Annotated in this window: 23 protein-coding genes; 17 read left to right on the top strand and 6 right to left on the bottom strand. The window is 45.5% G+C overall.

The genetic code is table 11. The features are described from left to right. Positions 1 to 79: 79 nt before the first annotated feature. A complete protein-coding gene (locus ACJMM4_RS04740; protein ID WP_405383321.1) occupies positions 80 to 1,333 on the top strand; it encodes an S-layer homology domain-containing protein in 1,254 nt (417 codons plus the stop codon). A gap of 148 nt (positions 1,334 to 1,481) precedes the next feature. Beyond that, entirely contained in the window at positions 1,482 to 2,033 is a 552-nt protein-coding gene (locus ACJMM4_RS04735; protein ID WP_405383319.1) for a hypothetical protein, read from the top strand. 50 nt (positions 2,034 to 2,083) lie between these two features. Here the strand turns inward: ACJMM4_RS04735 and ACJMM4_RS04730 are convergent, their stop codons facing one another. After that, positions 2,084 to 2,470 (bottom strand): thioesterase family protein, encoded by a 387-nt coding sequence (locus tag ACJMM4_RS04730; RefSeq protein ID WP_405383317.1) that lies wholly within the window; start codon positions 2,468 to 2,470, stop codon positions 2,084 to 2,086. A gap of 201 nt (positions 2,471 to 2,671) precedes the next feature. Between ACJMM4_RS04730 and ACJMM4_RS04725 the strand changes: the two genes are divergently transcribed. The 9 genes from ACJMM4_RS04725 to ACJMM4_RS04685 all read left to right on the top strand — a co-directional run bounded on the left by ACJMM4_RS04725 (position 2,672) and on the right by ACJMM4_RS04685 (position 10,855). After that, positions 2,672 to 3,046, top strand: a complete 375-nt coding sequence (locus ACJMM4_RS04725; RefSeq protein ID WP_405381670.1) for a DUF190 domain-containing protein — start codon at positions 2,672 to 2,674, stop codon at positions 3,044 to 3,046. A gap of 93 nt (positions 3,047 to 3,139) precedes the next feature. Then, on the top strand, positions 3,140 to 3,649 hold the full coding sequence (locus ACJMM4_RS04720; protein ID WP_405381668.1) for a hypothetical protein: 510 nt from the start codon (positions 3,140 to 3,142) through the stop codon (positions 3,647 to 3,649). Positions 3,650 to 3,678: 29 nt separating this feature from the next. After that, positions 3,679 to 5,061 (top strand): NAD(P)/FAD-dependent oxidoreductase, encoded by a 1,383-nt coding sequence (locus tag ACJMM4_RS04715; RefSeq protein ID WP_405381666.1) that lies wholly within the window; start codon positions 3,679 to 3,681, stop codon positions 5,059 to 5,061. A 3-nt stretch (positions 5,062 to 5,064) separates the two neighbouring features. Continuing rightward, positions 5,065 to 5,457, top strand: a complete 393-nt coding sequence (locus tag ACJMM4_RS04710) for a hypothetical protein (protein ID WP_405383315.1) — start codon at positions 5,065 to 5,067, stop codon at positions 5,455 to 5,457. Between the two features lie 148 nt (positions 5,458 to 5,605). Beyond that, positions 5,606 to 6,043, top strand: a complete 438-nt coding sequence (locus tag ACJMM4_RS04705) for a universal stress protein (RefSeq protein ID WP_405381662.1) — start codon at positions 5,606 to 5,608, stop codon at positions 6,041 to 6,043. A 1-nt stretch (position 6,044) separates the two neighbouring features. Next, a complete protein-coding gene (locus ACJMM4_RS04700; protein ID WP_405383313.1) occupies positions 6,045 to 6,461 on the top strand; it encodes a universal stress protein in 417 nt (138 codons plus the stop codon). Positions 6,462 to 6,662: 201 nt separating this feature from the next. After that, positions 6,663 to 10,172, top strand: a complete 3,510-nt coding sequence (gene nifJ, locus ACJMM4_RS04695) for a pyruvate:ferredoxin (flavodoxin) oxidoreductase (RefSeq protein ID WP_405383311.1) — start codon at positions 6,663 to 6,665, stop codon at positions 10,170 to 10,172. Positions 10,173 to 10,317: 145 nt separating this feature from the next. After that, a complete protein-coding gene (locus ACJMM4_RS04690) occupies positions 10,318 to 10,593 on the top strand; it encodes a hypothetical protein (RefSeq protein WP_405381656.1) in 276 nt (91 codons plus the stop codon). After that, on the top strand, positions 10,577 to 10,855 hold the full coding sequence (locus tag ACJMM4_RS04685) for a DUF4160 domain-containing protein (RefSeq protein WP_405381654.1): 279 nt from the start codon (positions 10,577 to 10,579) through the stop codon (positions 10,853 to 10,855). The genes ACJMM4_RS04690 and ACJMM4_RS04685 overlap by 17 nt, the downstream gene beginning before the upstream one ends. A gap of 75 nt (positions 10,856 to 10,930) precedes the next feature. Here the strand turns inward: ACJMM4_RS04685 and trxA are convergent, their stop codons facing one another. Genes trxA through ACJMM4_RS04670 form a run of 3 tightly spaced genes read right to left on the bottom strand, consistent with a single transcriptional unit; the run spans position 10,931 to position 13,202 of the window. Next, on the bottom strand, positions 10,931 to 11,236 hold the full coding sequence (gene trxA / locus ACJMM4_RS04680; RefSeq protein WP_405381652.1) for a thioredoxin: 306 nt from the start codon (positions 11,234 to 11,236) through the stop codon (positions 10,931 to 10,933). A 30-nt stretch (positions 11,237 to 11,266) separates the two neighbouring features. Next, entirely contained in the window at positions 11,267 to 12,133 is an 867-nt protein-coding gene (locus ACJMM4_RS04675) for an NAD(P)/FAD-dependent oxidoreductase (RefSeq protein ID WP_405381650.1), read from the bottom strand. Position 12,134: 1 nt separating this feature from the next. Then, on the bottom strand, positions 12,135 to 13,202 hold the full coding sequence (locus ACJMM4_RS04670; RefSeq protein ID WP_405383309.1) for a mechanosensitive ion channel family protein: 1,068 nt from the start codon (positions 13,200 to 13,202) through the stop codon (positions 12,135 to 12,137). 163 nt (positions 13,203 to 13,365) lie between these two features. Between ACJMM4_RS04670 and ACJMM4_RS04665 the strand changes: the two genes are divergently transcribed. From ACJMM4_RS04665 to ACJMM4_RS04640, 6 genes are all read left to right on the top strand, one after another. Beyond that, positions 13,366 to 13,872, top strand: a complete 507-nt coding sequence (locus ACJMM4_RS04665; RefSeq protein ID WP_405383307.1) for a DUF456 family protein — start codon at positions 13,366 to 13,368, stop codon at positions 13,870 to 13,872. 11 nt (positions 13,873 to 13,883) lie between these two features. Then, positions 13,884 to 14,252 carry a VOC family protein gene (locus tag ACJMM4_RS04660; RefSeq protein WP_405383402.1) on the top strand — a complete coding sequence of 123 codons (369 nt, stop codon included), beginning with the start codon at positions 13,884 to 13,886 and terminating at the stop codon, positions 14,250 to 14,252. A gap of 30 nt (positions 14,253 to 14,282) precedes the next feature. Then, a complete protein-coding gene (locus tag ACJMM4_RS04655) occupies positions 14,283 to 15,245 on the top strand; it encodes a 2-hydroxyacid dehydrogenase (protein ID WP_405383305.1) in 963 nt (320 codons plus the stop codon). Next, entirely contained in the window at positions 15,242 to 16,528 is a 1,287-nt protein-coding gene (locus ACJMM4_RS04650; RefSeq protein ID WP_405383303.1) for a CHAD domain-containing protein, read from the top strand. The genes ACJMM4_RS04655 and ACJMM4_RS04650 overlap by 4 nt, the downstream gene beginning before the upstream one ends. 27 nt (positions 16,529 to 16,555) lie before the next feature. After that, positions 16,556 to 17,626 carry a macro domain-containing protein gene (locus tag ACJMM4_RS04645; RefSeq protein WP_405383300.1) on the top strand — a complete coding sequence of 357 codons (1,071 nt, stop codon included), beginning with the start codon at positions 16,556 to 16,558 and terminating at the stop codon, positions 17,624 to 17,626. Between the two features lie 79 nt (positions 17,627 to 17,705). Next, positions 17,706 to 18,344 (top strand): vWA domain-containing protein, encoded by a 639-nt coding sequence (locus ACJMM4_RS04640; protein ID WP_405381638.1) that lies wholly within the window; start codon positions 17,706 to 17,708, stop codon positions 18,342 to 18,344. 73 nt (positions 18,345 to 18,417) lie between these two features. Here ACJMM4_RS04640 and ACJMM4_RS04635 read toward each other — a convergent pair whose 3' ends face one another. Next, positions 18,418 to 19,545 carry a type II toxin-antitoxin system HipA family toxin gene (locus tag ACJMM4_RS04635; RefSeq protein ID WP_405383298.1) on the bottom strand — a complete coding sequence of 376 codons (1,128 nt, stop codon included), beginning with the start codon at positions 19,543 to 19,545 and terminating at the stop codon, positions 18,418 to 18,420. Next, positions 19,523 to 19,822 (bottom strand): helix-turn-helix domain-containing protein, encoded by a 300-nt coding sequence (locus ACJMM4_RS04630; protein ID WP_405381634.1) that lies wholly within the window; start codon positions 19,820 to 19,822, stop codon positions 19,523 to 19,525. The genes ACJMM4_RS04635 and ACJMM4_RS04630 overlap by 23 nt, the downstream gene beginning before the upstream one ends. Between the last annotated feature and the right edge of the window lie 71 nt (positions 19,823 to 19,893).

Here is a 19,893-nt window from a genome sequence, read left to right as displayed (position 1 = left end):
CAAGGAACAAACTCCAAGGAAAGCGTGTTGCGGAACGTGCAGGATTTTCAAATATACACCCCTATTGGAGGAATTTACAATGAAAAAATCTTTAGTACTCGCAATGGCTATGGCACTGGGCGTAACCGCTTCTGCTTATGCTGCAAATCCGTTCTCTGATGTTCCTGCTGGCCACTGGGCTTATGACAGCATTAACAAACTGGCTGCTGCCGGCGTAATCGACGGCTACGGCGACGCTACCTTCGGCGGTGACAAACTGATGACCCGTTATGAAATGGCTCAAATCGTTGCTAAAGCAATGGCTAAAGGCGCTAACGTTGACAAGCTGGCTGCTGAATTCGCTGACGAACTGGACAACCTGGGCGTTCGCGTAGCTAACCTGGAAAAGAAAGCTGACAACGTTAAAATCACCGGTCAAGTTCGTGCTCGTTATCATTCCTATGATGGTCGCGGGGATGAACATGATTCTTCTTCCCTGCGTACTCGTCTGTGGGTAGAAGGTCAAGTAAATGAAGACTGGACCGCTACTGCAATGATTCAAAACACTCAAGATTTCACCAATGACAATGGCGACGAAAAGACTGAACTGTTGCGCGTTTATGTTGATGGCCGTATTGGTGGCTTAGACGTACATGCTGGTCGTTGGGATGAATGCACTTCCACCGCTAACATTCTGGATTCCTATGTTGACGGTGTAAAAGTTTCCTATGGCGACAAAGTTAAAGTATACGGCATGGCTCTGAAAGGTGCTGATGGCGATGCTGCATCTGCATTTGATAAAAATCTGACTGTTGATAGCAACGCTCGCATTTATGTTGTTGGTGCTGAAGCTCAAATTGGTGCAGTAAACGCTTATGCTAACTGGTTCAAAGCTGACGATGTAGTAAGAGATGGCAAATGGATTGATGATAAGAAGACTTTCACTGTTAAAGAACATGGTGAAAAAGAAATCTACAATGTAGGTCTGTCTTTCGACGTTGCTAAAGATTTGAATTTGGCTTATGAATACATGTGGGCTGATAAGCAATATGACAAGCGTGTTTCCAAAGACGGCTATGTAGCTACTTTGGCTTACAAAGGTGCTGATGCTGCTACTCCGGGTACTTGGGGCCTGCATGCAACCTACTTCGATCAACCCATCAATGCAATCCTGAGCCCGACCACCGATGCTGATTCCTTCATGGATGAAGGCGGTTACAAAGGCTGGCAAGTAGGCGCTGACTACGCTTTGGCTAAAAACATCACTTTGGAAGTTAACTACTTCGACACCGAAGCAAAAGCTGGCAAAGATGACGACAAATCCATCTACGCTGATCTGTACTTCGCATTCTAATCTAACTGCAAAAGTTCGCAAGAATTTTCAAGGAGTCTCCTCAAGGAGACTCCTTTTTTGTAGCAATTTTTCCTTAAAGTATGGGCAGAGTTTTACTTTTATGATATAATGAAATCTGCTTTATTTGGCAAATGAGGAGGAAAATATAATGAAGAATATTGTACGTTATTTAGTAATGACTGTGTTAGCTTTGTGCTTGAGCGTTCCCTGCTTCGGTACTGCTGCCGAGGCTGCATCCGTAGCCCTGCTGCCATTGATTAACAATGTGGAAGGCGACCAATTGGCTAACCAAGTATACTATAAGGAAGCTATTAAAGCATTAAACGCTAAACAGGGCTTTGTTCTAGTGGAAAACGATGCTTTGACTGCTGTGATTGACAGCGTAGGTGCGAAGACTGCTGTCCCCACTAAGGAAGAACTGGTAAAGATTGCTAAGGAAGGCAAAGTTGATATTGTTATTTCCATGGAATTGGATAGACTTACTTCCAAAGCTTTGCTGCGTTCTCGTGAACGTGAACTGAAGCTGGATATGCGTGGCAAGGCTGTAGCTTACAATGCTTTGACCGGTGCTTATTACGAGCATAATATTTATGGCGATAAGATTATTGACGAAGCACTGACCAGCCGTTTCGATTGGACTCACGAAGAATTTGGCCGTGCAGTAGTAAAAGAAATTAATCGTGCTTTAGCAGCAAAATAAATTAGGAAAAAAATCCGGAGCGTCAGCTCCGGATTTTTTTTTGTACGCTTTTACTTATTCACCTTCGCCATGAACTTTTCGTTGTCAATAATGAAACGTTCATGGGTGCCTTTGCCAATGATGTCTTTGCTGTCGCTGGCTTCAACGCTGTAGGTCAGCTTGCGGCCTTCTACCGCAGTCAAAGTTGCAGTTGCCGTAACAGTGTCCCCCATTTTGGTAGCACGGTCGTGGGTAATGTTCAGGCTGATGCCTACGCTGCCGCTACCTTCCTCCAGATAAGCGTTGACAGCCGCACAAGCTGCTTCTTCCATCAAGGCGCACATGGCGGGAGTAGCAAAAACAGCCAAACTGCCGCTTTTCATGGTGGCTGCAATATTGGCAGTGGTTACAGTGGTGGTGGCGGTGCCTACAAGGCCCGCAGTTAAAGTATTGCTCATATAAATCTATCTCCTTTATCACAAAAATATACTTGCTAGCTTATATAATAAATTAAGTGAGGGATGATTACAAGGGAAAAATGTATCAATAGAACAAATTTGTATAATTTGGATTTATCTCACAAAAATTTCTTACACAAGTACGGAGAACGTGCTATAATTGAATCAGAAAGAGCATTGCAACTATTTGGAGGTGGGCTTATGGCTTTAGAATTCAGACAAGTTACATTTCTAAAAGTATATACCGGTGAAGATGTGCTTTATAATGACATTCCCTTATACAAAGCGATTTTGCGTGAAGCGCGCAAGCTTGGCTTGGCAGGTGGTACCGTTATGAAAGGCATTGAAGGTTATGCTGCGAAAGTGCGCGGCATGGGACGTGCTGTAAATAATCTGATGAGCGGTAATGCTAATCTGCCTGTTATGGTTGAGATTGTCGATAAACACGAAAATATTGAAAAGATCCTGCCTTGGCTGGAAAAGAATGCAGCGCATTCTTTGGTTTTAGTAGAAGACAGCACTTTTATGGTTACTGACTATATGCGTGAGAAAGTTCTTACGGATAACAAGAAATAGTCTATAGTTATAGGGATAATGTGATTAAAAAGCTAGGATGATTTGCCACGGGTATTTTTTCCTAGCTTTTACCATGTTTGAAAGGAGCTCGTTATGACTGAAGAAATGAAAGACGATGTTAAGGTTGCAGAAAATGTAGAAGTTATTGACGATAGAGTTCGCGAGGAAGAAGCGGAGTCCCTGTGCCGTTGGGCTGCTGCCCGTGCCGGCGTAATCGTTGTTGCTCCCTTAGTTGGCACCATGAGCTTGATTGCCAACGAAGTCTACATGATTATGAAATTAGGCAAAGTATATGGGGAAGAAATGAACCAACAGGCAGCTGTAAGCGTATTGGGCAGCCTTAGCGCTTATTTTGTAGGCAGCACTTTGACTACCTTGATTCCCTTTGCACCCTTGCAAATACCTGTAGCAGTGGGCACCACCTACGCTTTAGGCCGTGTAGTTACGGAATGGCTCAAGGCAGGCAAGCCTAAGGATATGAGCCCGTTCAAAACTGTTTATGACGATGCTATGAATATGGCCAAGAAAAACTTGGATATCTTCAAGAACGACCCCCATAAGGACGAGCCTTTGGGCGACGAAAAGCAGCATTACGAGATTTAAGCTTTTAGTATATTATTTGGAGGATGACTATGTTTGATGTAGCCATTATTGGCGGCGGTCCTGCCGCAATTTTTGCAGCCTATGAATTTGTGTTGAAGTATCCTAAGCTGAAGATTGTTATGCTGGAAGCAGGCAACTCTATTGAGAAACGTTTCTGTCCTTTGGCAGCGAAAAAAGTTGACCACTGCATCAACTGCAAACCCTGCAGTATTATGCGTGGTTTTGGTGGTGCAGGTGCCTTCTCCGATGGTAAGTACAACTTTACTACGGAGTTCGGTGGTTGGCTGAACGAATACCTGCCTGAAGATAAAGTAATTGAGCTAATCGACTACGTAGACGAGCTGAACTGCCGTCATGGTGCCCCCGGTGAATACTTCACCACTAAGAACAGCCACATCGGTCAAAAGGCTTTGCGTTACGATTTGCATTTGCTCAACGCTAAAGTACGTCACTTGGGTACGGAAAATAATTTAGTAATCATGGAGAACATCTACAAGTTCCTCCAAGATAAAATCGAAATCCGTTGCAATACTGCTGTGGAAGAAATCATCCGCCAAGAAGATGGTACTTTTGAACTGCAGTTGTCCCAAGGAGAAAAGGTAGCTGCCAAGTATATCATTGCTGCGCCCGGTCGTGCCGGTGCGGAATGGTACACGGAGCAATGCCGCAAAATGGGCTTGTCCTTTATCAATAACCAAGTTGATATCGGTGTGCGCGTGGAAGTGCCTGCTGATGTGTTCAAACATATTACGGACGAAGTGTACGAAGCAAAAATTTTGTATCGTACCCAAGTTTATAATGATATGGTACGTACTTTCTGCATGAACCCTTATGGCTACGTTGTGGCAGAAAATACTGATGGTATCATCACCGTAAACGGTCACAGCTATCGCGACCCCAAACTCCACAGCAAGAATACCAACTTTGCCTTATTGGTAAGCAGCAAGTTTACAGAGCCTTTCCATGAGCCTTTGCAGTACGGTAAACGCATTGCTTCCTTCTCTAATATGTTAGGCGGTGGCGTTTTGGTACAGCGCTTCGGCGATTTGATTAAAGGTAGACGTACTAATGAAAAGCGCCTGCAAAAGAGCTTTACCAAGCCTACTTTGAGCGCAACTCCCGGCGATTTAAGCTTAGTCTTGCCTAAACGCCAATTAGATGATATCATTGAAATGATTTATGCTCTGGATAAGATTGCTCCGGGCATGGCTAATGCTGATACCCTGCTTTATGGTGTAGAGGTAAAATTCTACAGTGCACGCTTGGAACTGGATGGCAATTTGGAAACGAAGGTTCCCAATATGTTTGCCATTGGTGACGGTGCAGGCATCACCCGCGGTTTGTCCCAAGCCAGCGCCAGTGGTGTGTGGGTAGCAAGGGTTATTGGCGAAAGAATTGAGGAAGGTGTTTAATCAGTGAATTTTGAGTTCTTTGCATTCTTAGTGTTTATGTCCTTTACTTCCTTTGCTATGGCCTTTTTGGCTTATGGCATGGTAGTTCGTTTCATGGGTAAGGAAAGCTTTGCTTCCCGTATGGCGCAGATTGTGCTGGTGCCTGCCTGCATCGTTATTTATGACTTTATTACCATTGCTTCCCCCAGTGGCTATCGTTATTGGGTAGGCGGTGCACCGTTACTGTTGTGTGCAGGTATTGTTATTTATTATCGCTTTATCAAGGGTGAAGATTTTACTGAATCCCAAAAGAGCCCTATGGAGTTGGCACAAATGCAGGCTAATAGCGAGCCGAAAAAGTTTAGCAAAAAGTCCGCCCGTATTCACGAAGCGCGTAAAAAACGCGGCGGCAAATAAGTTACATATTGTTTACAAAAACCGCTGATTAAATTTCTTTAGTCAGCGGTTTTTTGCAGGAAAAAAGCAGGCGAAGCAAGAATAATATAGACAAAGAGTGGATTGCTTCTATCCGGTTTGACCGGTTCATTTTTATGGAGGTGTTATTATGTTTAAAAAAATTCTTGTTCCTGTAGATGGTAGTGAAGGCTCCTGGAGAGCGTTGAATACAGCAGTAGAACTGGGGAAGAAATTCGAAAGCGAACTGTTGATAGTAAATGTAATCCAACCTTATAACAATGCAGCTTTGTTGGCAGTGCCTTTGGATCATGCCACCGTAACCCAAGGCAACAGCGAATTGGAAAAAATTGGTGACAGAGTTCTGGAAATGGCGGAAGAACATTTGGGTTCCTACCCCTACAAGACCGAATACAGCTTGGAGGTAGGACATCCTTCCGAGCGTATTATTGCGTTGGCTAAAAAGGCTGATGCAGATGCTATCGTTATCGGTAGCCGTGGTCTGTCCGGCATTGCGGAATTCTTCTTGGGCAGTGTAAGCTCCAAGGTTTCCCAATATGCTTCCGTTCCTGTACTTATTGTGAAATAGTATGTTAAAACGTATTTTGGTGCCTATAGATGGTACCGAACATTCCTGGAGGGCATTGGAATATGCTTGCGAGCTGGTTGCTTATACTAGGGGCAGCTTGGTAATAATGACTGTGTCCGGAGGAATGACAAAGCAACCCGTCATTGAGAGCAACGGGGACATCCTCTATGCTCAGATTGGCGACGAGGTGCTGGATGCTGCCCATGCTATGCTTTTGGGTAAGAACATCGATTGTACCTATCTGTTGGAAAATGGTGGCAATATAGCAGAGAATATCCTCCGTACAGTGGAGGAGGAGCGTTGCGACGGTATTGTTCTGGGTAGCAGAGGTTTAGGTGTTTTACAAGGTTTGTTACGCAACAGCGTTAGCCATACAGTGTTAGAGAACGCAACTGTGCCTGTAACAATCGTCAAATAATCTTCGAGGGGAGGTGGCTGTAGAGGCGCCTCCCTTTAGCTTTTACACTTGTAAAAATTTTGTAATACAAGTGTTACTTTGCTTGCTTTTGATTTTACAAAACAAGTCAAATAGGGTATACTATTTTTATGCAGATTAAGTCCGTTTTCATGCGGGCTTGAAGATTTTATTATGTTATTTTCAACGAAAGAAGGGGATCCAATGGTCAAAATGAAAACTATGGATGGCAACACTGCTGCTGCGTATATTTCCTACGCTTTTACTGATGTTGCTGCAATTTATCCTATTACTCCGTCCTCTCCTATGGCAGAGGTTGTTGATGAATGGGCTGCCCAAGGCAAAAAGAATGTCTTTGGTCAAACTGTTAAACTGCTGGAAATGCAGTCTGAAGCAGGTGCTTCCGGTGCAGTGCACGGCTCTTTGCAGTCCGGTGCATTGACTACCACCTACACTGCTTCCCAAGGCTTGCTTTTGATGATTCCTAATATGTATAAAATGGCCGGTGAACTTTTGCCTGCAGTATTCCATGTATCTGCACGCGCACTGGCAACCAGCTCCCTGTCCATCTTCGGCGATCACCAAGACGTTATGGCTTGCCGCCAAACCGGTTTCGCTCTGTTGGCAGAAGGCAGCGTACAAGAAGTTATGGACTTGGCTGGCGTAGCTCATTTGGCAGCTATTAAAGGTCGTGTTCCTTTCCTGAACTTCTTTGATGGCTTCCGTACTTCCCACGAAATTCAAAAAATCGAAGTGCTGGATTACGAAGATCTGGGCAAATTGCTGGATAAAGAAGCAGTTGCTGAATTCCGTCATCGCGGCTTGAACCCTGATAACCCGGTTATCCGCGGTACTGCCCAAAACCCCGATATCTACTTCCAAACTCGTGAAGCAGTAAATGGCTACTATGAAGCTCTGCCGGAAATCGTTGAAGAATATATGGGCAAAATCAACGAACTGACCGGTCGTGAATACCATCTGTTCAACTACTATGGCGCTCCTGATGCAGAAAACATCATCATCGCTATGGGTTCCGCAACTGAGACCATCCGCACTGTTGTAGAAGCAAAAGTTGCCAAAGGCGAAAAAGTCGGCGTACTGTGCATCCATCTGTATCGTCCTTTCAGCATCAAACATTTTATGGACGCTATTCCTGCTACCGTAAAACGTATTGCTGTTCTGGACCGCACCAAAGAACCCGGCTCCTTCGGCGAACCCCTGTACTTGGACGTTCGTGGCGCTTTCTATGCTAGCGACCGCAACCCCATGATCATTGGCGGCCGTTATGGTTTGGGCTCCAAAGATCTGTTGCCCGGCGATATCGTTGCTGTATTTGATAATCTGGCTAGCGCTGAACCTAAGAACAACTTTACCCTGTCCATTATTGATGACCTGTCCAACACCTCCCTGCCCACTGTTGAAGGCGTGGATGTTACTCCTGCAGGCACCAAAGGCTGCAAATTCTGGGGCTTGGGCAGTGATGGTACTGTTGGCGCTAATAAGAGCGCAATTAAGATTATCGGCGACCACACCGATATGTACGCACAAGGCTACTTCTTCTATGATTCCAAGAAGAGCGGTGGCGTAACCGTATCCCATCTGCGTTTCGGTCATACCCCCATCATGGCACCGTACCTGATCAATGCTGCTGACTTTGTAGCTGTTCACAACCAAAGCTATGTTGATAAATATGACGTAACTGCAGGCTTGAAAAAAGGCGGTACCTTCCTGCTGAACTGCAACTGGAGTGCAGAAGAGCTAGATGCTAAGCTGCCCGGTCAGTTGAAACGTTATATCGCTCAAAACGACATTAAATTCTATATCATTGATGCTGTAAAGATTGCTCAAGAAATCGGTCTGGGCGGTCGCATCAACATGATTATGCAATCCGCATTCTTCAAACTGGCAGACATTATTCCTATTGAAGATGCAGTTAAATACTTGAAGGACGCTGTAGAACATTCCTATGGCAAGAAGGGCCAGAACGTTGTTGATATGAACAACGCTGCTATTGACCAAGGCATCGGTGCTATCGTTCCTGTAGAAGTTCCTGCTGCTTGGGCAGAAGCTGCTGACACTGTAACCGCTGCTGCTACCGGCAATGACTTCATTGACAAGGTACTGGTTCCCATGAACCGTCTGGAAGGCGACAAGCTGCCCGTAAGCACTTTCAAAGATTATGCAGACGGCACTTTCCCCAGCGGTACTGCTGCTTTTGAAAAACGTGGTATTGCTATTGATGTTCCGGAATGGCAGATTGATACCTGTATCCAATGTAACCAATGTGCTTTCGTTTGCCCCCATGCTGCAATCCGTCCTGTACTGCTGACTGATGAAGAAGCAGCTAAGGCTCCTGCAACTTTGAAATCCAAACCTGCTATTGGCGCTAAAGGTTTGAACTTCGCTATGGCAATTTCTCCGCTGGACTGCACTGGTTGCGGCAACTGCGCACAAGTTTGCCCTGCTCCTAAAGCTAAGGCTCTGGTTATGAAACCGCTGGCTAGCCAACTGGATAAGACCGCTGCTTGGGATTACAGCCAAAAAGAAGTTGCTCCCAAGGCTAACCCCATGAACAAGAAGACCATGAAGGGCATTCAATTCGAGAAACCCTTGCTGGAGTTCTCCGGTGCCTGCGCAGGCTGCGGCGAAACCCCGTATGCTAAACTAGTTACCCAATTGGTTGGCGACCGTATGATGATTGCCAATGCTACCGGCTGTACTTCTATTTGGGGTGCTTCCGCTCCTTCCATGCCTTATACTAAGAACGAAAAAGGTCATGGTCCCAGCTGGGCAAACTCCCTCTTCGAAGATAATGCTGAATATGGCTTGGGCATGTTCCTGGGCGTAAAACAATCCCGTGAACGTGTTGCGCAAATGATTGAAGCTCTGCCTGCTGAAGCTCCTGCAGATTTGCTGGAAGCTGCTAAGGCTTGGCTGGAAGGCATGAACGTTAGTGAAGGTACTCGTGAACGTGCAGAAGCACTGACTGCAGTACTGGAAAAATATAAAGACGAATGCGATAAATGCGCTGCCCTCTATGCAGAGAAGCAATTCTTTGTAAAACGCAGCCACTGGATCTTCGGTGGCGACGGCTGGGCTTATGATATCGGCTACGGCGGTTTGGACCATGTACTGGCATCCGGCGAAAACGTAAACGTAATGGTATTCGATACCGAAGTTTACTCCAACACCGGCGGTCAATCCTCTAAATCCACTCCGACTGCTGCTATTGCTAAGTTCGCTGCTAGCGGCAAGAAGACCAAGAAGAAAGACCTTGGCATGATGGCTATGAGCTATGGTTATGTATACGTAGCACAAGTTGCTATGGGCGCAGACAAGAACCAAACTCTGAAAGCTATTGCTGAAGCAGAAGCTTATGACGGCCCGTCCCTGATCATTGCTTATGCTCCTTGCATCAACCACGGTTTGAAGGTTGGTATGGGCTGCAGCCAATTGGAAGAAAAACGTGCTGTTGAATGTGGTTACTGGGCAACCTACCGCTATAATCCTGAACTGAAGGAAGAAGGCAAGAACCCCTTCATTCTGGATTCTAAGGAACCCACTGCAAACTTCCGTGACTTCCTCATGGGCGAAGTTCGTTTCAGCTCCTTGCAAAAACTGTTCCCGGACACTGCAGAAGCCCTCTTCGAAAAGACCGAGCAAGATGCTAAGAACCGTCTGGATGGCTACAAAAAGCTGGCAGGCAAGGAATAAGCGATACGCTTAGTTAAAACTAAATAAAACACAACACCCCCGCTTGCGTGCTACCGTAAAAGTAGACGTAGGCGGGGGTGTATTTGTTTTTATTAGTTAAAATACCGTTGATGTGTTATAATGTACTTAAAAAGAGAGGAGGCGCGTGGCTGTGATTTATCCTTTTGTTGAATTAGCAGATAAAACAGAGATTGTACATTCTGAAATGAAACCTGACGGACGTGTGATGGTTTGCATTGAAAAGCCTATTGAAGGCGGTTTCAAGAGTGCTGTATGCTGGTTGCCTAAATATGAATGGGAAGATATTGATGGTTATAGCGAAGCAGAGATTGAAGAACTGCAGCATAAAATTGAAAATTGGGCGCATTTAATCATGCAATTTTCTCAAGAGGGGGGATTCGCAGGTGCCTCAAGTTTTTAAAATTGGTTCCTATATCGTTTACTTTTGGGTAAATGAAGGCTTGCCAACAGAGCCCATCCATTTACATGTAGCAGAAGGGACGCCCAGTCCTAATGCTACTAAAATATGGATTACTAGAGCAGGAAGATGCTTGCTGGCTAACAATAAAAGCAAAATTCCTGATAAAGCTTTACGAAATATCATGGCAATTATTGAGGCTGATAGTGATAGTATAAAAGCCTTTTGGGAAAAACGCTTTGGTGAAATCAGTTATTACTGTTAACTAAATAAAACACAACACCCCCGCTTGCGTGCTACCGTAAAAGTAGACGTAGGCGGGGGTGTATTATTTTGCGTGTTATTCTACTAAGGCTTCCAACCCTTTTTTATCGTGGAGGCCCACAGCATTATTCACCAACTTGCCATCTTTGAAAACAAGCAGAGTGGGGATGGACATAATGCGGAACTTTTCGGCTAACTCGCCTTGTTCATCCACATTAACCTTGCCAACTTTTACTTCGGGATGTTCCTTGGCAAAAGCTTCTAAAATGGGACCTTGCATACGGCAGGGACCGCACCAAGTAGCCCAAAAGTCGATGAGCACAGTGCCCTTGTAATCTAATACTTCAGCGACAAAATTTTCACGAGTAAGTTCTAATTCCATGTTTATTCTCCTTTACAAATAAAATTATATTTACAGATTTCTAATATATTTTACAGCAGACATACCTGCCAGAGAGCCTTCGTAAACTGCTTTGGCAACTTGGCGTAAGCCGCCGGTACAGTCACCTGCTGCAAAAAGACCGGGGACGTTGGTCGCACCTTGTTCATCAATAGCAACATAGCGTTCCTTTAATTGGGCGCCTAGCTTGCGGGCTAAATCCGTGCTATCGGCAGTGCCAAGAGCGAGGAAGAGACCATCCGCCTCCATAGTAGTGCCATCGTCAAAATGAACAGCTTCCAACCTGCCATCGCCACTAACCTTTGTCAAAGGTGTAGTAATGGTGGCGAAGCCTGCTTCTTTAGCAAGGCTGTCCTCCTTGCCGTTGGTTAAAATAGTGACGGAAGCAGCCAAGTGCTTCAAGTGTTCTGCTTCGTGGATAGCGTAAGGTCCATTGCCAACTACTGCTACCTTTTTCTTGCGGAAGAAGAAACCATCGCAGACAGCGCAGTAGCTGATGCCTCTGCCTTCTAAGGCTGCCAAGCCTTCAATGGCAAGGGAGATGTTCTTGGTGCCTGTAGCCAGGATAATAACAGGCGCAGTCAATGGTTCTGCAGTATTTTTGAGGGTTACCATGTAGCTGCCCGTGTACTCTACGGCTAAAACTTCATCTTGGATAATGGTTGCGCCTAAAGCTGCAGCCTGCTCCAAACCTTCTGCGTACATCTTGATGCCGCTGGCAGAAATGCCGTAATAGTTATCGATTTTGTGGGCTCTGGCTAAAGCACCGGGTCCGTTTTCGATAATGGCGGTGCTGATATTGGCACGAGCCAGATAGAGCGCTGCACTAACGCCGGCAGGTCCACCGCCGATGATAATTGCTTGAAAATTAGTAGTCATTTTACTTATCTTCTTTCTGTGTTAAAGGGTTTTCAAAATAGATACTTTGGCTGGGGAATGCGCAGGATACGCCTTCCTCTTTCATTAAAGTCATAACTTTAAGGTTGATTTCCTGGAGAATGTTCAAATATTCTACTTGGCTGCCTGTGCGGGCGTAGCAAGCTACTGCAACGTCTAAACTACTACCGTTATACGTAGTAAAATGCACGCGTACATCATCATCGTAGATTTTGGGGTTGTGTTCCAGATAGCTTTTCAGCATAGCGATGAAATGTTCTAAATGTTCCGCAGTGGTGCTGTAGGTGAGTCCCAAGGTGAAGGTGATGCGGCGCTTTTCCCTCAGCGTGTAGTTGATAATGGGGGTGTTGCTCAACAGAGAGTTGGGGATATACACCAATTCCTGGGGGAAGGTGCGGATGCAGGTACTGCGGAAGGAAACCTTTTCAACAATACCTTCAACATTGTTCGCCATAACCCAATCGCCGATTTTAAAAGGCTTATCTAGGATGATGACTAAGCTGCCAAAAACATTTGCCAAAGCATCCTTCGCAGCGAATGCTACAGCAACGGAACCAATACTTAAGGAGGCGATGAAACCGGTAATGTCGTAGTTCCATTCTTTGGCGATAGTAACGAAGCAAAGCACAACTACTAAGAGGCGCAGGATGGTGGAGCACACATTGGAAAGTGCTTCCTCAGAACGAATGCCGATTTTTTCCAAGGTATCCAGCATAATGCCGTGAGTAGTGTCGCTGACATTGTACAAGCCCCAAAAGAAACACAGGACGATGCTGCTGCGCAGTACTTTGTCTAAAATAGGCAGCAGACGGACAAATTCCGTGGGTGCCAAGTTAAAAGCAGAATAGATTGCCAGCACATAGAGCATGGCATTAATAGGACTTTCAAAAGCATCTAACAAATCTTCGCCATGTTTGAAAGAGATGATGTTGTTGATTCTGCGTACCAGGTTCAGCAGTACATTTTTGTGCAGGTAACGGAGCACGGTAAAAAAGCAAAAGGCACCGATGGACGGTAGCCAAGGGGTAAGAATAGACATAAGATCTTCCACTGGGTATCCTCATTTCCTTATAAACTTTGTATCTTTATTTTATCATTTTGTGCAGCGCAGGACAATGATTTTACATTTATTTCGAATTCTTGTGACATTATTTTGTAATTGTGTTTTACTATATATGATATAATAGGACTTAATAAATACGAGGAGGTTCGGTATGGATTTCTTTCTGGAACGGGCGTTAACCGCTTTTCTAGTAGTTTTCTGTCCTTTATTAAGTATATTTGATTTGCCCGGCAATTCCTTGCTGCTGCTCAGCGCTTTTGGCTTTGCTTTTTGGAACGAGGGCGCATATTTTAACGGACGCTTGTTGTCCGCTATGGTGCTTGTCTATGTGTTGGGTGAATGTTGGGAATTTGTGGTCGGACTGTTTGGTATCAAGAAAGAAAAAGTTTCTTGGCTTGCGGTGTTCCTCATAGGTGTCGGCGGTTTTGCCGGAACTATTATGGGCACTATGGCTGTGCCTATTTTGGGCTCTGTTGTGGGCGGCATTGCCGGTGCTGCGGCGACTGCTTTCGTCTACGAGTTTATCCGCACAGGTATGCAGGCGGATGCAGCACACTTGGCGTGGGCTGCTGCCAAAATGAAATTTTTAGCTGTTATTGGTAAAATTGCAGCAGGCATTACTTTGGCTGTGCTGCTTGTTAAATTAGTATATTTTTGAGGAGGATTATGATGAATTTTACTTTTGCACACAACAATTTTAACGTTTTGGATTTGGAAAAAAGCTTGAAGTTTTACGCAGAGGCACTGGGCTTGAAGGAAGCACGCCGTAAGGTTGCTGACGATGGTAGCTTTATTCTGGTATATTTGACCGATGGTGTTACTCCCCATTTGTTGGAGCTGACCTGGTTACGCGATCGTAAAGAGCCCTATAATCTGGGTGAGAACGAATTCCATCTGGCGTTCGAAGTAGAAGATTACGAAGCTGCTCATGCTAAGCATAAGGAAATGGGCTGCATCTGCTACGAAAATCCTGCTATGGGCATCTATTTCATTATTGACCCGGACAATTATTGGCTGGAAATTGTGCCGAAAAAATAAGCTTAAATTAGTATGCCGGAGGGTGTTTTGATGAAAGAATATGTAGTTGTGGCCAATGGCAAGCTGCGCCAATGTGCCTATGATAAATTAAACGAAACTGTTACTCTGCTTGGCTGGCAGCAGGGCGGTAAAATGCCTAGGGAAGTGTTGGAAGAAAGATTAGCCAACGCTGACGCCCTTTATTCCACTGGCGGTATCCGCATTGCTGAAAGTTTGCTGGCGAAAGCACCTAAGTTGAAGGTGGTTGCCCAAGCTTCCGTAGGTTACGACAATATTGATGTTGCAGCCTGCACTGCCCGTGGTATTCCTGTGGGCAATACTCCCGGGGTGTTGGTGGATGCAGTGGCAGATACTGCTTACGCATTGCTTTTGGACAGTGCCCGTCGTATTGTTAAGGCCCATGAACACGTAGCCAGCGGCAAGTGGGGCGAACGCAAGCCCTTTGGTCTGACTGTGGATTTGGCAGGAAAAACTTTGGGTATTATCGGTATGGGGGATATTGGCAGTGCTATTGCCAAACGCGCCCAAGTGAGCAAGATGCGCGTTATTTATAACAACCGCCATCAACGTCCTGACGATGCAGAGTTGGGCGTAACCTTCGTAAGTAAGGAAGAACTGTTGGCGGAGGCGGATTTTGTGCTGCTTGCCGTAACGCTGAACGAATCTACCAAACATCTGCTGAACAAAGAAACTTTTGCCATGATGAAAAAGGGCGCCCGCTTGATCAATATCAGCCGTGGGGGCGTAGTGGATACGGATGCCCTCTATGATGCTTTGGCAAGCGGTCACTTGGCTTATGCTGCCCTCGATGTAACGGATCCTGAGCCTTTGCCCGGAGACCACAAGCTGTTGACTCTGCCCAATATCACTATCACTCCCCACATGGCAAGCGCTACCGTGGAAACACGCGATGCTATGGCTATGCTGACGGTGGATAATATTTTGGCAGGTTTGGCAGGCAAGCCTCTGCCAGCTCAAGTAGGCAGAAAATGAAGGGCAAGGTTTGTCTGCACGGCGTTGGCATCAAGCACCAGTCCCAACTTTTGGGGCAGTTAAAGCGTTTGTTGCCCAGTGCTGCCGTAAAATATAAAGTCAAAGAAAAATATTTCCATGATAACGATATGTATAAATGTCGTTTAGCACGTTTTCGTACCAAAGGTAAAGCCTATCTGCGTGCTACCTGTGCCTGGGGCACTTTGGTTGTCTGCGATAAATTGCTGCCCGTAGCAGATATTACGGTAGAGTTCGATTGCAAGGATGCGGCTTCTGTGGCAGCAGCGGACGAACTTTTAACGCGCTTGTTAAACGGCAAAGTCCAATACGTGGTAGAGGAACCTGACTTGTCCCTGCGTATTGACAGTTTGCGTGGCTGTTTTTGGCCTGCCAATGTGGAGGCTTATGACGCTAGTGATGCAGGCACCGCTTTGGTGTGCCACCTGCCGTGGCAGGTTTACGGCATCAGCAGGCTGTGGGAGCAGGTGTTGGCGCAGGGTGGCGAACGCCAGCAGTGGCGCCAACTAAGGGTAAAGCTGCGCCGACTGCGTTCTTCCTTAGTTTTGCTCAAACCCTTGCTGCCTACTGGTGAGGCAACCGTATGGCAGCAGGCGTTGAAAAACAGGGCTGCAACTCTGTCCGCAGTGCGGGAGTACGATGTACTGCTGCAAAATTGCGCGCGCTTGCGCTTTGCTCCCGGAGCTGGTTGTGACGACCAGCAGGAAGCAGTACCTTGTTTGGCTGCAATTTTACGTGATTTGCGGCAACAGGAACTGGATAAGGCTTTTGCATCCTTAAAGTTGAACAAGCTGACTTTGGAATTGGCGCGTTTCTTGCTGTGGCTACAGCAGGGGGCAGTGGCACAGGATGTTTCCATGAAGGATTTCTTCCGCAAACGTTTAAACAGTTGGGCGGAAAAACTGAAGGAAGCACCGGAGAAATCACCCAATATGCGGGATATGGTACAATTGCACCGCTTGCGCATTAAGCTGAAACGCTTCCGCTATGCGCTGCAGTCCGTACCGGAGATTGCTACCTCCGCCCGTTTGTTGCGCAGTTTGAAATATCTGCAGGATGCCTTGGGTGTGCTCCATGACGATTACGTCAATGGACAACTGCTGGAGCAGTTAGTACAGGAGCATAGCGAGGTGGAAGAACTGCGCTACGAAGCAGCCATGCTTTCCGGATGGGAGCAGGCACGGGCTGATGTGGCAATGGAACAGCTGCCTAACCAGTGGGAAGAGTTTTGCATCTTATTGGAGGAATGGCAGCAGGAACTGTAAGATGATCTTGACATAGGGAGGGGTACTATGCCTTTACGGTTTATTCGCGCTGATTTGGCACGGGTACAGGTAGACGCTATTGTTAATACGGTTAGCAAGCGGCCCATAGTGGGTAGCGGAACGGACGGGCATTTAAATACTGTCGCCGGACCGGAACTGTTGGCTGCGCGCAAGCAGATTGGCTATATGCATCCGGGAGAGGTGGCGGTTACGCTTGCGTTCCATCTGCCTGCCAAATACGTTATTCACACGGTGGCGCCTCATTTTCTGCGGGATACACAGCCGGAAAAGTTATTGCGCCAGTGCTATCTGGGCGCTTTGCAGGCAGCAGTGGAGCGTGGCTGCCAATCCATTGCTTTTCCTCTCTTAGCTACAGGGTATAGAAGCTTTCCCAAGGAATTGGCTTTTAATATTGCGGTAGAAGCATTTACGGATTTTTTAGCGGAACATGATTTAGATATTTCCCTAGTGCTTTTTGACAAGCAGTCTTTGGCAATTCCCAGTCCTTTACTGCAGGATGTACAAAGCTTTATTGATGACCATGCTTGTGGACATTTGTTGGCCATGGAGCGCAGGCGTAGGCAGTGGCGCGATGAAAATAGAAACTACTGCAGCGAGCAGCTTGAAAATCTTGATCATGAAGACTTTCAAGCTATGTTCGAGTTAGATGACGACCTTGTTGCTAAGGATGTTGGAATAGCATTTAATAAAGCATATTCTCCAAAAGCATCTTTGGAGGATATGGTAGCGCATCTTGATTCAGGCTTTTCCGAAACGCTGCTCAAATTGATTGACGCCAGCGGACATAGTGATGCCGAAGTGTATAAGAAAGCCAACATGGACCGCAAACTGTTTTCGAAAATCCGCAACAGTAAGGATTATCGTCCTAAGATGCAGACAGTTATGGCGTTGGCGATTGCCTTGGAGCTTGATCTGCCCACTACGGAAGATTTGCTTAGCCGTGCAGGTTACGCTTTGAATTCTAGCAAATTGTTTGATGTCATCGTCAAATATTTCATCATCCATAAAAATTACGATATAGTCAAAATCAATGAGGTGCTGTTTGAATATGATCAGCAACTTTTAGGTTACAATTAAAATGTCGCTTGACAAGCGACCTAAACCTCCTTTGAATCTTGTAAAATTAAGACAACAAGAAACGAAGGAGGTTTTTCTTATGACTACAGAATTGATTTTTATTTTGGACCGCAGTGGTTCTATGTATGGTTTGGAAAAAGATACGATTGGTGGGTTTAACTCCATGCTTGACAAGCAGAAAAAAGAAGGTGGCAATGTCTACGTTTCTACAGTGCTTTTCAATCAACACAGCAAGGTTATTCATGACCGTGTGCAGTTGGAAAAAGTAGAGCCTTTGACGGAAAATGATTACGAGCCTTACGGATGCACGGCTTTGTTGGACGCCATAGGTGATGCTATTCATCACATGGGCAACGTACATAAATACGCGCGCAAGGAAGATGTGCCGGAGAAAACTTTGGTGGTTATCACTACGGATGGTTTGGAGAACGCTAGCCATCGCTATAATTATGAAAAGATTAAGAAGATGATTGCCCGCCAGCAGGAAAAATACGGTTGGGAATTTATCTTCCTGGGTGCTAATATTGATGCAGCTGCAGAGGCAGGACGCTTTGGTATTAGGGAGGATCGCACTATTAACTTCATCAATGACGATATCGGTATCAGCACTTGTTATGCTGCTGTGGGCGAGGCAGTAACCAGTATGTGTATGGCGAAACCTTTAAGTGCGGATTGGAAAGAACGCAACGAGGAAGATTTTGAGAAGAGAAAGAAATGAAGGGAGAAAAAGAACAACAACGCACCCTGCGTGCTTCAGTAAGTTGGGAAGTACGCCAGGGTGCGTTTGGCGTTTAGAGATATTCTTTTAAGTATTCATGCACGTATTCTTCTGTTGTTTTAGCAATGCGGAGTGCGGGGGATTCCTCCATGCCAATGTTTTTAGCTACAGCTAGCAAATCATCTAAGCTAGGATTTGTACCGTTACCATGTATTGTGGTAGCGTGCTCTCCGCCTATGGAATAGCTATAGGTTAAGTCGTAGGCAGGAGATAGTTGCCATCGAGATTCTTCGTCGTTATATACGAAGGTAAAATTTTTGGAATGATCATCTCTGTTGTGAGCGTAGACGTTAAAGCACATCAAGCGGTAGAGTTTTTCAACTTCGCTAAAACTTTTTGTCAGATTCAAAGTTAGCTTCATGAGAATGTCGTAATCAAGATTGGGGATTCTATGGGACGTTTCTAAAAGACCGCTAGCGGTAATCATGTGAACTCGCTCTGTACCGCGTACAGTTTTTATGCGGTCAAAGCGTTTGGTACCGAAATAACCACTGCAAATTTGTGAAGGGAAAAGGCGTGTTTCGCTCATCTCAATACCGCAAGCTTTAGCACATTGGGAATAGTCATATTCCTGTTTGCCGATGTTTTTATCATCACTGCTAGCGGGAAACTTGATAATCCATTCTTCATCGTTTATGGAAGTGAGAATTTTAGGACGTGCACCACCGGAAGAGCCACCAAGGTAGAATAGCGTATCCAAATCATCTGTGGATTCTGATTGCAGAATTTTGCTACATTCTTGCGCAAGTTTATCTAAATCTAAGCTTGGTTGTGTGCTTGGCAAATTGACTTCCGGTTCGTAGGTCAGGGCACCCATGCCACTGTTGCCGACGATAGCCAAACGGTCTAAATTAGCGATTGTGCGTGGATTGACTCCATTTTTCAATAACACCCTATCAACCAACAGTCTACCCCAGCCATCAGGAAGGCTGTCGGCAAAAACACCGAAGAGGCCATCTAATGGATCTAGCTTCGGTATAAAAACTTGCTTACGCAAAGGCAGGGAATAAGGGCTGATAGAAAAACCATTGGTAAGCCATTCGTCGCTATATTCAAATGCGCAAAGATAATTCTTTACTAGGCACATAGAGCCAACTATGCGGCCCTTGTACATTACATTAAGCTTTTTGTTTTTGTTCATTTTCTATCTCCTTAAGGGACAAATAGGGAACGTCGCTGAAAAGAGTGCATAGCTCTTTTTCAATATCTAGTGCAATCGCGATTTTGGTTAAGGATAGCAAAGAAATTTCGCCACTTGTCTCGAAGCGTTTCACAGAACCTAAGCTTACTCCTGACAACTCGCTTAGTTTTTTCTGCGTTATTTTACGGCGCTTGCGGATGGTACGTATTCTTTGGGCGATACCATTATTTATATCCACCGGGGACGTGTTTTGAAAAAGAAAATCAAAGTTGTTCATAGCTAATATTTTAGCTTAAAATACCAATTTTAGCAAGAAAAAGCTAATATATTAGCTGTAAAATTTGTGCT

The organism is Phascolarctobacterium sp., from assembly GCF_045124115.1.
Lineage (GTDB): Bacteria > Bacillota > Negativicutes > Acidaminococcales > Acidaminococcaceae > Phascolarctobacterium_A.
Note: the sequence above shows the minus strand (reverse complement) of the source record. Positions and strands in the feature narration are given on the sequence as shown.